12 protein-coding genes and 5 tRNA genes are annotated in these 12,755 nt (G+C 37.6%); 4 read left to right on the top strand and 13 right to left on the bottom strand.

Going from position 1 to position 12,755, the window contains the following annotated elements; all coding sequences use genetic code 11:
- Positions 1-100: 100 nt before the first annotated feature.
- The 5 genes from DBR39_RS11070 to DBR39_RS11050 all read right to left on the bottom strand — a co-directional run bounded on the left by DBR39_RS11070 (position 101) and on the right by DBR39_RS11050 (position 717).
- Positions 101-184 (bottom strand) — tRNA-Leu (locus DBR39_RS11070).
- 78 nt (positions 185-262) lie between these two features.
- Positions 263-344: transfer RNA gene (locus DBR39_RS11065), tRNA-Leu, on the bottom strand.
- 121 nt (positions 345-465) lie between these two features.
- Positions 466-549 (bottom strand) — tRNA-Leu (locus tag DBR39_RS11060).
- A 6-nt stretch (positions 550-555) separates the two neighbouring features.
- Positions 556-631, bottom strand: a tRNA-Gly gene (locus tag DBR39_RS11055).
- 4 nt (positions 632-635) lie between these two features.
- Positions 636-717 (bottom strand) — tRNA-Leu (locus DBR39_RS11050).
- A 179-nt stretch (positions 718-896) separates the two neighbouring features.
- Between DBR39_RS11050 and DBR39_RS11045 the strand changes: the two genes are divergently transcribed.
- The 4 genes from DBR39_RS11045 (at position 897) to DBR39_RS11030 (ending at position 3,771) form a co-directional block, all read left to right on the top strand.
- The gene (locus tag DBR39_RS11045; RefSeq protein ID WP_124533038.1) at positions 897-1,274 is read left to right on the top strand and encodes a DUF3127 domain-containing protein; all 378 of its coding nucleotides are present in this window, start codon (positions 897-899) and stop codon (positions 1,272-1,274) included.
- Between the two features lie 61 nt (positions 1,275-1,335).
- Positions 1,336-1,989, top strand: a complete 654-nt coding sequence (gene aat, locus DBR39_RS11040; protein WP_124533036.1) for a leucyl/phenylalanyl-tRNA--protein transferase — start codon at positions 1,336-1,338, stop codon at positions 1,987-1,989.
- Complete coding sequence (locus DBR39_RS11035; protein ID WP_124533033.1) at positions 1,976-2,854, top strand: DMT family transporter; 879 nt, start codon at positions 1,976-1,978, stop codon at positions 2,852-2,854. The genes aat and DBR39_RS11035 overlap by 14 nt, the downstream gene beginning before the upstream one ends.
- A 47-nt stretch (positions 2,855-2,901) precedes the next feature.
- Complete coding sequence (locus DBR39_RS11030; protein ID WP_124533032.1) at positions 2,902-3,771, top strand: hypothetical protein; 870 nt, start codon at positions 2,902-2,904, stop codon at positions 3,769-3,771.
- Between the two features lie 45 nt (positions 3,772-3,816).
- Here DBR39_RS11030 and DBR39_RS11025 read toward each other — a convergent pair whose 3' ends face one another.
- The 8 genes from DBR39_RS11025 to DBR39_RS10990 form a co-directional block, all read right to left on the bottom strand.
- Positions 3,817-5,199: a tetratricopeptide repeat protein gene (locus DBR39_RS11025; protein ID WP_124533030.1), complete on the bottom strand. Its 1,383-nt coding sequence runs from the start codon at positions 5,197-5,199 to the stop codon at positions 3,817-3,819.
- A gap of 207 nt (positions 5,200-5,406) precedes the next feature.
- Positions 5,407-6,378, bottom strand: a complete 972-nt coding sequence (locus tag DBR39_RS11020) for a zinc-binding alcohol dehydrogenase family protein (protein ID WP_124533028.1) — start codon at positions 6,376-6,378, stop codon at positions 5,407-5,409.
- Positions 6,379-6,720: 342 nt separating this feature from the next.
- Positions 6,721-7,299: a Crp/Fnr family transcriptional regulator gene (locus tag DBR39_RS11015; RefSeq protein ID WP_124533026.1), complete on the bottom strand. Its 579-nt coding sequence runs from the start codon at positions 7,297-7,299 to the stop codon at positions 6,721-6,723.
- Positions 7,300-7,347: 48 nt separating this feature from the next.
- Complete coding sequence (gene glmM / locus DBR39_RS11010; RefSeq protein WP_124533024.1) at positions 7,348-8,730, bottom strand: phosphoglucosamine mutase; 1,383 nt, start codon at positions 8,728-8,730, stop codon at positions 7,348-7,350.
- A gap of 64 nt (positions 8,731-8,794) precedes the next feature.
- Positions 8,795-9,811: a DUF4421 family protein gene (locus tag DBR39_RS11005; protein WP_124533022.1), complete on the bottom strand. Its 1,017-nt coding sequence runs from the start codon at positions 9,809-9,811 to the stop codon at positions 8,795-8,797.
- A gap of 218 nt (positions 9,812-10,029) precedes the next feature.
- Positions 10,030-12,063: a ferrous iron transport protein B gene (gene feoB / locus DBR39_RS11000; protein WP_124533020.1), complete on the bottom strand. Its 2,034-nt coding sequence runs from the start codon at positions 12,061-12,063 to the stop codon at positions 10,030-10,032.
- Positions 12,063-12,317 carry a ferrous iron transport protein A gene (locus tag DBR39_RS10995; RefSeq protein ID WP_034693968.1) on the bottom strand — a complete coding sequence of 85 codons (255 nt, stop codon included), beginning with the start codon at positions 12,315-12,317 and terminating at the stop codon, positions 12,063-12,065. The genes feoB and DBR39_RS10995 overlap by 1 nt, the downstream gene beginning before the upstream one ends.
- A gap of 135 nt (positions 12,318-12,452) precedes the next feature.
- On the bottom strand, positions 12,453-12,725 hold the full coding sequence (locus DBR39_RS10990; protein WP_124533018.1) for a hypothetical protein: 273 nt from the start codon (positions 12,723-12,725) through the stop codon (positions 12,453-12,455).
- Positions 12,726-12,755: the final 30 nt, after the last annotated feature.

The following is a 12,755-nucleotide window of genomic DNA, read 5'->3' as shown; positions in this document are numbered from 1 at the left end:
AGCCTGTGAGACGGTTTTTTATTGAAGTATAAAAATAGGAAGAGAAAATTTATAGGGAGTAAACAAAAAGTCCTCTGTAATTTGATTACAGAGGACTTTGTACCCCAGACGGGACTTGAACCCGTACGTCCTTGCGGACACAGGATTTTAAGTCCTGCGTGTCTACCAGTTCCACCACCAGGGCATGGTGTGGGCAAAAAAAAAGATCCGAACTAAGTGTTCCAACCTTTTCAGTGACTCTTGAAAGAGTCTTTTCGCATAGTGCGGATGAAGGGACTCGAACCCCCACGCCTCACGGCACCAGATCCTAAGTCTGGCATGGCTACCAATTACACCACATCCGCTGATTTGCTGATCTGAATTTACAGATTCAGGCTATATTTCTTACAAATATAAGACTTTTTATTTAAAGAACACTCTCTATTATAACAAAAAACCCTCCGTAAGATATTACAGAGGGTCTTGTACCCCAGACGGGACTTGAACCCGTACGTCCTTGCGGACACAGGATTTTAAGTCCTGCGTGTCTACCAGTTCCACCACCAGGGCATGGTGTGGAGCGAAAAACGGGATTCGAACCCGCGACCCCAACCTTGGCAAGGTTGTGCTCTACCAGCTGAGCTATTTTCGCATAGTGCGGATGAAGGGACTCGAACCCCCACGCCTCACGGCACCAGATCCTAAGTCTGGCATGGCTACCAATTACACCACATCCGCTGGTTTTTTTATATTGTAAGTTTTAAAGAGCTTGCTTCTTTTTTGTGAGTGCAAATATAGGACAATTTCCTTTACCAGCAAACTTTTCCGAAAAAAAAATTAAAATTTCCACATTTTTTTTTCACGACCCCTTTTATTACATTTCATTTTCTTACTTTTACATCGTTAATATTTACGATATGGAATTACAAGGAACGGTAAAGAAACTTTTTGATGCTCAAACATTTGCGAGCGGATTTCAAAAAAGAGAAATGGTTATTTTAACCCAAGAACAGTATCCACAGCCGATAAACATAGAATTTTTATCTGATAAGATCAGTTTATTAGATAACCTTAAAGAAGGAGAAAACGTAAAGGTAGGAATCAATATCAGAGGAAGAGAATGGGTTTCTCCTCAGGGTGAAACTAAATATTTCAACTCTATTACAGGGTGGAAAATAGAGAAGGTTTTTGACAATGCTTCAGAACCTATTCAGGCAATGCCTCAGCAGTCTGCATCACCGGTTTCTAACGAGAATCCTTTTGCTGGTGACGATGACGATGATTTACCTTTTTAATTAAAAGAATAAAAGATCAAATATAAATCCTGCTTTTTGAAGTAGGATTTTTTTGCTAAAAATGGTTCGATTAGACGAAAACGAAATTTCATTTCCCGATCCTGAGCTCTATGACGGGCATGACGGGCTGATTGCCTTCGGAGGTGATCTGTCTGTAGAACGTATTTGGTTTGCCTATCAGCTGGGTATTTTTCCCTGGTACAATCCTGATGAAGAAATTCTATGGTGGTGCCCGGATCCGAGGTTTGTTCTTCTTCCCGAAGAAATAAAAGTCTCAAAATCAATGAGAAAGATATTAAATAGAAATATTTTTACTTTCTCAGAGAATCAGAATTTCAGGGAAGTGATCAGGAACTGCCAGCAGACCAACAGAAAAGGACAGTCTGGAACATGGCTTTCTGATGAATTGATGAATTCATTTATTACTCTTCATGAATATGGCCTAGCCAAAAGCATTGAAGTGTGGCAGAATGGAGAACTTGTGGGTGGCTTTTACGGATTGCAGATCGGAAATGTTTTCTGTGGAGAAAGTATGTTTGCTAAAGTAAGCAACGCCTCCAAAGCAGGATTTATTCATTTTGTAGAAAGCAACAAAGATACCCTTGAATTGATTGATTGCCAATCTCATACCGAACATCTGGAAAGTTTGGGCGCAAAAATGATTGCTAAAAAAGAATTTCTAAAAATCTTACACGAAAATAATGAACGCAGATAAAGAAAAATGGATTCTTCTGGTTATCCTGAGCATCATCTGGGGATCATCCTTTATTTTGATCAAAAAATCTCTGGAACATTTTAATCCGTTTCAGGTGGGATCATTAAGGGTTCTTATTGCCGGGATTATTTTACTTCCAATTGCCATCTCCAACTATAAGCTTTTCCCGAAAAAGCATTTGAAATGGCTGATTCTGGCTGCTTTTACAGGAAATTTCATTCCTATGTTTCTGTTTCCCATTGCAGAGACTGAGATAAGCAGCAGTATTGCCGGGATCATCAACTCTATGATGCCTATTTTTGTGATTATTGTAGGGGCACTGGTTTGGAAATTCGAAACAACAAAAAAACAGATTATAGGAATATTAATAAGCTTTACAGGAGTTTGTATTCTTGCATTTGGAGGAGGTGACAGCGGGGAATTTAAAATGATTCCGATCCTTTTGTTATTATTGGCCACTTTATGCTATGCTTTGAGCACAACTACGGTAAAATCAAAGCTTATGGAGGTTTCTTCTACAGTTTTGTCTGCATTTGTTTTCTCGTTTGTTTTGTTATTTCCTTCCGTTATTGCATTGACAAGTACCGGATTCTTCTCAGAGTTTAGCTTTTCCAGGGATAATTTGCTTGGGTTGATGTTCGTCGGGCTGCTCTCCATTTTCGGAACCGGGCTGGCAATGATGATGAATTACCGTTTACTGAAAGTTTCTTCTCCGCTTTTTGCATCCACTGTTACTTTAGTAATGCCTATTGTGGCTATTATCTGGGGAATTTTAGACGGTGAAAAGATGACTTCCCTACAGTTTGCAGGAGCAGGAATTATCATTGCAGGACTTATATTTTTAAGAACAAATCCCAAAAAGTAAAATCATATTATAAATTAAATTATATTTGACTGATTTAACTTATAACTATGAAAAAAATTCTACTTTATGGCTCTATAGCCTTATCTCTACTTTCCTGTTCTACTTCTTCTGAGGATACTCCCTTTGACAACAGCGATCCCTCCACTCAAAATGTAATCCTTCCTACAAAAATGAATAAGGATGGTATTGTCATGAAAATCAATTACAACGGAACTAAAATCATCAGCATGATTAACAACATTAATCATGGACAAAGAATTGAGTTCACTTATACTGATGATTACGTTACCGGCATCAAAAATTACGAAAATAACGTTCTTGAAAGTACGGTTGAATATGGATATTCCGGCGGACGTATGGCTTCAGCAGTTACTAAGGAGTATTCTACTACCGGTACCGTACAAAACACAGTCACATTTACCTATACGTATACGAGTACTACAGAAATCAATGTAAAAAGACAGACGAACTCGGGAATCGCAGGTTCTTCTACCATCAACAGTGTGTTTACATACAGCAATGGAAATATGGTAAGCAACGTAGGCTCGGGAACCGGAACCGTCAATGGAAATACTGTTACTTACACAGAAAAAGAGACCTATACTTATACGGATAAAAACTATCCTTTTAAAAATGTAAAAGGTTTTGACAAAATTATATTCAATGGAAATGAAAGCAGTGATGGGGTAAGCATGTTGTTTTCGAACATAAAGAACAGCTTAAGTACTTATAAAGGACAATTCACCAATACGACAGCCGGAGGCGGAACTGGAACCGGAACCAGCAGTCATAAGTATACCACAACATTCAATACAGCCGGTTATCCATCTGAAGAAAGCAGACAAACTCTTGATATCAATGGAAACCCAATGACCAGCTCCCCTGATCGATTTATGTACGAATACAATTATCAATAAAAAAAACCTGCATTTCTGCAGGTTTTTTATTGTTTTTAGATTAATCTAGTTCTTCTTTCTCACTCTACTTGCCTTAGCCTTTTTCACCTCATCTTTAATATATGGATACTTTTTCTGCATATCCTTTACTAAAGAGGGGTCAAGATCTAATGCTTTCTGAAGAGCTTCCATCCCTTTATCCTGGTCTTTCAGGTTAAAAAAACAATTGCTTAACTGATAAAACAGTTCCGCTCTGTGGTGATTTTTTAACGCTTTATTCAAAACCGTTACAGCATCTTCATATTCTCCTACCAACATCAAAACTTCTGAATAGGCATACCAGTTGTAGAACCTTGTTGGCTCAGCATCTACGAGTTTTTTAAGACAGGAAAGACTTTCTTCAAATTTCCCTGAATCGATGAATAAAAAAGCCAATCTCTTTTGATAATCAAGATTGTTTTCATTCAGCTGTGTAGCTTCTTTGGCATAATGCAATGCTTCAGACATTCCGCCCATTTCTTCGTAAAGATAAGACTGCTCCATCATCGCAAGATAAAACTGAGGGTCTTCTCTCAATGATTTCTGGAATGCGTTTAAAGCTAAAATAGGGTTTTTCAACGCCTTATTGCATAGTCCGATCTTATAAAAAGTAAATGCCTTTGTATATTCAAGCTCCAGCATCTCTTCATACGTCTCGATTGCCTTTTGGTATTGTCCCAAAGCTTCATAACAGGCTGCTTTATTGGCATATACCCCTACAGAAGTAGAGTTGATTGCCAGCAAATAATCATAGCCTTTTATCGCTTCATCATAATTTTTTCTGTTGAAATAGAATTGTCCATACTCAAACCATGCGGTTTCAGAATAAGAGAATTCATCTAAATATTCATTAAGAAAGGCAATAGCCTCCTCGTTCTTATTCAGTTCACTGAAACACACCATACAGTTTTCCAGCGAATATTCATCCGTTGGATCTTCTTTAAGTGCCTTTCTGTAGTGTCTAAGAGCGTTAAAAGGATCTCCAAGATTCACATATTCATCCGCAATAAAGTTGTGGAGAAAGTTTTCTTCTTCCTCTAATGTCAAAGCTTTTTTACAAATTTCAATGGATTTTCTAGGATTTCCTAAGTTCGAATAATACTTCGCGTAGCAAACCAAAAAGTCTGTGTTCTCCATAGAAGCACCTTTTAACTCATTGATCAATTCTTTCGCTGCATTATACTCTTCCCACTCCAAAAGGATCTCAAGTCTTTTAATCTTGATATCTAATGAATTGGGATGAAGCTTCAGACCATAAGTAACCGCCATATCAGCGTAATTAAAATCTCCAAGCTCCAAATAATAAACAATAATGTCTTCTAATTCTTCGGTATCGAAGTAGAATTCGTCATTGTTTTCCATCATTTCCTCGAACTTTTTTACAAGTTCATTTCCAAAATACTCTTCCAATAGTGTCCTCTCTGTCGGCCCAATGTCTGAATTTGCTTACAAACCTCGGCAAACTTTTAGTTAATAATACATCTGAAACTGATATTCAAATATTTATGCAAAGTTGCAACTTTTTTTTGAATTTTCCATTTCATTAATTTCTATTATAAAAATAGTAAAAAAAGAAAACCAATAAAAGGATTGTGGATAAAAAAACGCAAATTGGGGTTAAATTCTTATGACAAGCCGTTTTCCGCTTTGTACATACCCATTCCATACAGATTCAATATCCTTAATATCAACATCTTCCGTCTCCATATTAATTTTTCCGTCCAAGGCCGCCTGAAACATTTCAGGAATAATTTCTGAAAAGAGAAGCGCTGATTCTTCTTTCGTCCAGCTTCCCAATCCTGATCCCGAAATCTGAATATCAGTTCCTCTGAGAATCTGTGAAGACAGCTGAATGGTATCTCCGCTCATTCCGCCTACGGTAACAAGTTTTGATCGGTGAGAAAATGTTCCGTCTCCTTTAAGAGCAGACAGTATCATTTCTACGGAATGCCCCCAGATATAATCCAGGATAATATCTATAGGAGTTTCGCTATGAATTTCTTTTATTTTTTGTTTAAAATCATGATCATCTGCTTTGAGGGAAATCACCTCATCGGCCCCCAGTTCAAGCAAGGCCTGCAAAGCTTCCTCATTTCTTCCGGTAACAATAATTTTTTTTGCGCCATATAATCTGGCAATCTGAACAGCGATCTTCCCTGTAATTCCTGTTGCTCCATTGATCAGAACTGTATTTCCGGGTTGTATGCCCGCCTTAAATCTTAATGCCATTGCAGATCCCATCACCGCGTTGGGTAATGCTGCTGCTATAGAAAAATCCAGTTCCGAGGGGATTGGAACGGTCATTTTTTTATCGACTACCACTTGTTCTGCTATAGTCCCTTTTTTGCTGAAAAAATAGACTTTATCTCCGTTTTCAAGATATCCAACTCCATCTGAACCAATAATAGTGGGTTTATGTTCTTCTTTCTCCGTGGAATAATGATTTCCACTTGCTCTTGCTCTATCAAGATTTTTAATAGCTGCTGCTTTTACTGATATTAAAATCTCGTTTTCCGCTACTGCTTCCGGCTCCGGAAAATCTGTATATTGAGGACTCTTTCCTTTTTCGAATATTACGGCTGCTTTCATTGTTCTAAATTTTTATACAAAATTATCACAGGGAACCTCAGCAAAGCAATAACATTTGTTATGAGTTTTAGGAAAGGGAGCTGGAAGAGGGAGGCTGGGAGTTTATAAAGCGGACAATAGAGTTAAGAAACGTAGAGGTTGCTAGAGAGCAGGATATTGTGTATTATGTGTTCGTTAAGGCACTTCGTTTAGCAATGAACAATCAACATTGCTGAGTGAAACGCCTTTGCGACCGTCTTCAATTAAGGAAATTATTCTTTGCGGACATCGTGTTTAAGATGAGTCCGAAGTTATACAGTGTTTTTTTTAACTTCCAGCTTCTGACTTCCTTCTTCCAACCTCTTAAAGTCTCTCTTTCAGGATCTTACTTTTTATCCTGCTGAGATGTACCGTTGTAATACCGAGATAAGAAGCGATATAATGCTGGGGAACTCTTCTGATGATCTCCGGCTTGGTTTTGACCAGATTGATATACCGCTGCTGTGGTGTATCTTTAATAAATGAAAAGAAATGCTTCATATAATCGAATACCCTTTCGAAAAGAGCATCCATAAACAGAGTTCTGAGCTCAGGATTTTCATAAACTTCTTCTAAGAAAGCTTCCACATCAGGTTTTTTGATTTTATATAATATACAGGGCTCTATGGTCTCGAATGAAACCATACTTGGCAATCCTTTTCTAAAGCTTTCAAGGGACGAGAACATTGTATTCTCCAGGAAAAACTGGAATGTAACGTCTTTTCCATCATTATTATACCAGGCTCTTACCACGCCTTTTTCAATGTAATAGGCATTATGGGAAACTTCGTCTTCTTTTAAAAGCAAAGTTTTGGCAGGAACCTCCATCCGTTCGAAGCTGCTGAGAAACTTCCTCCATTTTTCTTTAGGGAAGGGAAATCTGTTTTTGATATTTTCAAACATTCCTGATATAAAAAAAGAACGGACAATGCGTCCGTTCTTCGTATATTTTTAGATTAAACTCTTGATTTTAGCAATGATGTCATCTCCTAATTTATCTGCTTCTTCCTGAGATTTAGCTTCTGTATAAATTCTGATAATTGGCTCTGTATTAGATTTTCTAAGGTGAACCCAGTTATTTTCAAAGTCTATTTTAACGCCGTCTACAACAGAAACTTCTTCATTTTTGTATTCCTGCTCCATTTTGCTTAAGATTGCATCTACATCAATCTCAGGAGTCAGTTCTATTTTCTTTTTCCCCATGAAATAGCTTGGGTATCCTGCTCTCAGCTCAGAAACAGTTTTGTTTTCTTTAGCCAAATGGGTTAAAAATAAAGCGACCCCTACTAAAGAATCTCTTCCGTAATGTAAATCAGGATAGATAATTCCTCCGTTTCCTTCTCCTCCAATGACTGCATTTTTCTCTTTCATCAAAGTAACTACATTTACTTCTCCTACAGCACTTGCAAAATATTCAGAATTGTGGGTATGTGCTACATCTCTCAAGGCACGGCTTGAAGAAAGATTAGAGACTGCTGCACCATTTTTATGCTTTAGCAAGTAATCTGCAACGGCTACCAATGTATATTCTTCGCCAAACATTTCGCCTTTTTCATCGATCAAAGCTAATCTGTCCACGTCCGGATCTACCACGATTCCTAAGTCGGCATTTTCCTTTTTCACCAATTCGCAGATATCTCCCAAATGTTCTTTCAGGGGTTCAGGATTGTGTGGAAAATGTCCGGTAGGCTCACAGTATAATTTGATCGTTTCACATCCTAATGTATCCAAAAGCATAGGAATTGCAATACCTCCTGTAGAGTTTACAGCATCCAGAACTACTTTAAAATTCTTAGCTTTGATGGCTTCTGCATCTACCATTGGTAAATCCAGAATCTGCTTAATATGGATATCAAAAGCATCCTCTCTTGTTTCATATTTTCCAAGATCGTCTACTTCTGCATAGTTGAAATCTTCACTTTCTGCTAAAGCCAATACTTCAGCTCCATTTTCACCCGTGATGAACTCTCCTTTCTCATTTAATAACTTAAGGGCATTCCATTGTTTTGGGTTATGAGAAGCGGTAAGGATGATTCCTCCATCTGCATTCAGCTCAGGAACCATTATTTCAACCGTGGGTGTTGTAGAAAGTCCTAAGTCTACAACATTAATTCCCAATCCCTGCAGCGTTGCAGTCACCAGGGAAGAAACCATCTGACCAGAAATTCTGGCATCTCTTCCAATGATAAGGGTAAGGTCTTTTTTATTTTTATTATTCTGAAGCCAGGTTCCGAATGCGGATGCGAATTTTACCACATCAAGCGGTGTCAAGTTATCATTTACTTTTCCACCAATGGTTCCGCGAATTCCGGAAATAGATTTTATTAACGACATTATGTTTTTAATTTATAGTTTTTCTAAATTTTACCAGACAAAGATACTTAAAAGACCTTTCAACTTATAGAACCGGAATCTTTTTTTGGATTTTATCGTAGGTATTTTTCACAACTTTCGGTGGTGCGAAACGATATCCCACATACAATAAGCCATAGAGGTTATTATTCTCCACTGCCTGGTTGTTTTTCTGATCGTAGGCGTACGTATTAAAATTCATTTTGCCCCCGAATAAAAAACGGTCCGTATTATACCCTACATGCAAACCGCCCTGCATTCTTATGGTGGCATATTGAGCATTTTCTTTTACCTCACCATTCTGAAAGTTCCGGTAGCTTGAGAATTTACCTCCTATTCCAATGGCTAAATAAGGTGAAATGTTCACATTTTTCCCTATTACCCAGTTGTAAAAATACCCCATATTGCCTCCGATATTATATTGAGTTTCTTTACTTTTTACTTCGTCAATTTTATTTCTGAAAACAGTAAGATCATAATCTACAAAAGGCACCCAGCTTCCACTGCTTCTCTTCTGCCATTCTCCCTGTGTGTAGATACTTCTTGCTGAAAATTTTTTATTAAGAATATAGGAGGTGGATCCACCAAAGCTTTGTACCCTAAGATCCGGAAACTGAATATACGGATCACGACCTTCCTGCCATTGCGGAAACAGGTCTTTCATATTTTCAATATAAAAGCCTTTTACATTTTTATAGTACATATTCTGGATGAATCTCCCGGGAAAGAGTCTGAAGCTAAAATCGGTGTATGAGCTTTCGCCTTTCATCTGATTATCATTGTTTCCCTGTAAAAATTTAGGTGAAAATGATAACGTTGCACTTATTATTCTATAATCGACTGAAAGGGATGTCTTGGTTTTGTTGTTGATTGACAGGATTGTCTTATTTGCATTTTTCCCTTCTCCTTCTGAAAAAATATAGCTTTCTATATTGGTATCAAGATTCACACGAATCATTACCTGATCTGCATAGGACTTGGTATTCGTGGTATCGGATTGTGCTTTTCCCTGCGTGGAAAATGAAGAAATTAATATTAATAATCCTGCTTTTAAGAAATTCAAATCGAATAATTTAAATTAGAAAAATGAATTTACTCTATTTTTTCCAATTATCCGATAAGCCCAATATTAAGAACAGCCGCAATCTTTATCACAGTTTGTTCTTTTGGAACTGAATTTCTTAGGGGCAAAATTCTTTTTAAGCACCTTAAATAGAGAGTAACATGCGAATGCTACAATCAATAAGATGAGTACGTATTGAAAAATTAATGATGAATTCATTACTTTAAAATCTGATATGCTATCATCGACACAAAGTATGCCAAACCTGTCATCATGACCACCTGAAAGCCAGTCCATTTCCAGCTTTTGGTTTCTCTGTAGACTACTGCAAGTGTAGAAACACACTGCATTGCAAATGCATAGAAAAGAAGCACTGAGATTCCCGTTGCAAAACTGAAGACTTTTTCGCCATTCGGTTTTACATCGCGTCTCATTTTATCAATTACTTTTACTTCCGGAGCATCATCTTCCAAGCTGTATAGTGTAGACATTGTTCCTACAAAAACTTCTCTGGCTACGAAACTTGTAAGAATTCCTACCCCCATTTTCCAGTCGTAGCCCAATGGAGCAATAATGGGTTCTATTCCTTTACCCATTTTGGCAAGGTAAGAATGGTCAAGATGAACATTGGCGGCTACCAGTTCATCCGCTTTCTGTTTCGGTCCAAAATAGCTCAGGAACCAAATGATGATACTTACGATAAAAATTATTTTTCCGGCACCGGTAATAAAGTCCCATACTTTTCCTAAAACCATTTTAAGGTCATAGGCAAAAAGTGGTTTTTTATAGGTAGGAAGGTCCATTACCAGGTATGTTTTTCCTTTGCTTTTAATAAATCCCTTAAGAATTGCCGCTGAGAATAAAGCAACCAGAAACCCAAGAAGGTACATTCCCATCAAAACCAGCGCTTTGTATTTTATTCCTAAAAATGTTCCTTCTGAGATGATCAGTCCAATAACGATGCTGTATACCGGAAGTCTTGCAGAACAAGTCATAAACGGCGTTACCAGGATCGTCAGCAACCTCTCTTTAACGTTTTCAATATTTCTTGTAGAAATTACTGCAGGAATGGCACAGGCGGTTCCTGATACCAGCGGAACGATACTTTTACCGTTGAGCCCGAATGGACGAAGCAGTCTGTCCATAAGGAATACCACTCTCGCCATATATCCTGAATCTTCCAGGAGATAAAGGAAATACAGCAGAATCCCAATCTGTGGTGCAAAAACCACAATTCCTCCTATTCCCGGAACAATTCCGTTTGAGATCAATGAATTGACAGGGCCTTCAGGAAGGTGTTCGCTGGTAAATGCAGCCAGCCACGAGAATGTCTCTTCAATCCAGTTCATCGGATATTCTGCCAGGAAGAATACACTTTGGAAAATAACCAATAAGATCAATAAAAAGACGACATATCCCCAGAATTTATGAACCAAAACCTTATCCAGCTTTTCGGTCAGTAATTCTTTAAACTGAGCTTTCTTGGAAATTACATTCTCCAGTATTCTATCTACGTTCTGATATCTCCTAACGGTTTCCTGAACCTGTAATCTTTTTGGAACCAGGCTTTTAGTATCAGCTTCATTCAGCTGCTCCATTGCGGATCCTATTCTTCCCAGGTCTGTTCCTAGTGATAGGCTCATCCAGGCCTTATATTCGTTGTCGAAACCTTTATGTGCTGCCAGTTTCTGAATAAAATCTTTGTGTTCGTTTGGGGTTTCAAAAGAAACTTTATCTGCTTTTACAAATTCATTTTTGTAAATGGCTTCTCTTACTTCATCAATTCCGATCTGTTCTTTGGCATTGGTCTGGATAATTGTAAGACCTAATGCATCGGAAAATTTCTCAATGTCTATGGTAATCCCTCTTCTCTCTGCCTGGTCAATCTGATTGACAATCAAAATCATTGGAATACCAAGGTCCTGGATCTGCTGAAACAGAAGCAGCCCTCTTTTTAAACTTAATGCTTCAAGAATATAAACAACTCCAGCATAGTTTTTCTGCTCATCAATAAGGTATTTGGAAAAAATAGCTTCATCTTCTGAACTCGGATATAAGCTGTAAGAACCCGGAAGGTCGATCACCTCAACATCTTCGTTTTTATAGGTATAGTTCCCAGAATGACTTGCTACGGTAACGCCGGCATAGTTCCCGGTCTTCTGCTTTTTGTTGCAAAGCATGTTAAAAACCGTTGACTTCCCTACATTAGGATTTCCGACTAAAAGTATCTGTTTTTTCTTGTTTTCCTGCATTAATTCAATTCTTCAACAATGATATAATCTCCTTCTTCCTCACGAAGAGCAATCCGGCTTTTTTCTGCTCCAAACTCCACATACATAGGCCCATTGAACGGGGCCTGATACAAAATTCTGAAAGTGGTCTCCGGAAGAAGCCCCATTTCAATAATTTTATTGGGCATTTTCAGATGGTCATTATCATACCCCAATATCTTCCCCATTTTATTCTTAGGGAATCCACTTAATTTATGTAATCCTTTCTCTTTCAAAGCCTAATTTTTAGTCCTGCAAATATACGCTATTTAAATTTAATCTAAATAACGTTTCAATACAAAAGAAATCAACCCAGACACATCGCTGTATCTGGGTTGATTTGAATCTTATTAAGAATTTTCTTCTGAGGATTAAAGTTGTAAGCAGTGGTAAGGAGGACCTGCAATTACAGAACCTAAAGCAAGTTCAATAGCGCATTTTTCTGCTGTAGTCAATTCTATCTCTTTTGCTGTTGTGGATATTGTAATAGGTTTTTGTTGTTGATCTGCCGTTTGGATAGTTTTTTTAGTGACTAAAACAGTTTCTGTTGCTTTTTTGGACTCCGTATTTTTATTTGGAGATTCATTTTTAGCAAATAACAGAGCTGACGTTGTCAGTAAAACTGTGACAAGAATTTTTTTCATGGTATAATTTTAAAATTAGTTTTAACAAAC

Source organism: Chryseobacterium sp. KBW03 (assembly GCF_003852415.1).
Classification (GTDB): Bacteria; Bacteroidota; Bacteroidia; order Flavobacteriales; family Weeksellaceae; genus Chryseobacterium; species Chryseobacterium viscerum.
The sequence above is the reverse complement of the archived record's forward strand: the minus strand, read 5'-3'. Positions and strand labels throughout refer to the sequence as shown.

Excerpts from the sequence above, each read along its gene's own strand:
- DBR39_RS11045 (WP_124533038.1), top strand. The coding sequence starts at position 897 with ATGGAATTACAAGGAACGGTAAAGAAACTTTTTGATGCTCAAACATTT.
- aat (WP_124533036.1), top strand. The coding sequence starts at position 1,336 with ATGGTTCGATTAGACGAAAACGAAATTTCATTTCCCGATCCTGAGCTC.
- DBR39_RS11035 (WP_124533033.1), top strand. The coding sequence starts at position 1,976 with ATGAACGCAGATAAAGAAAAATGGATTCTTCTGGTTATCCTGAGCATC.
- DBR39_RS11030 (WP_124533032.1), top strand. The coding sequence starts at position 2,902 with ATGAAAAAAATTCTACTTTATGGCTCTATAGCCTTATCTCTACTTTCC.
- DBR39_RS11020 (WP_124533028.1), bottom strand. The coding sequence starts at position 6,378 with ATGAAAGCAGCCGTAATATTCGAAAAAGGAAAGAGTCCTCAATATACA.
- DBR39_RS11015 (WP_124533026.1), bottom strand. The coding sequence starts at position 7,299 with ATGTTTGAAAATATCAAAAACAGATTTCCCTTCCCTAAAGAAAAATGG.
- glmM (WP_124533024.1), bottom strand. The coding sequence starts at position 8,730 with ATGTCGTTAATAAAATCTATTTCCGGAATTCGCGGAACCATTGGTGGA.
- feoB (WP_124533020.1), bottom strand. The coding sequence starts at position 12,063 with ATGCAGGAAAACAAGAAAAAACAGATACTTTTAGTCGGAAATCCTAAT.
- DBR39_RS10990 (WP_124533018.1), bottom strand. The coding sequence starts at position 12,725 with ATGAAAAAAATTCTTGTCACAGTTTTACTGACAACGTCAGCTCTGTTA.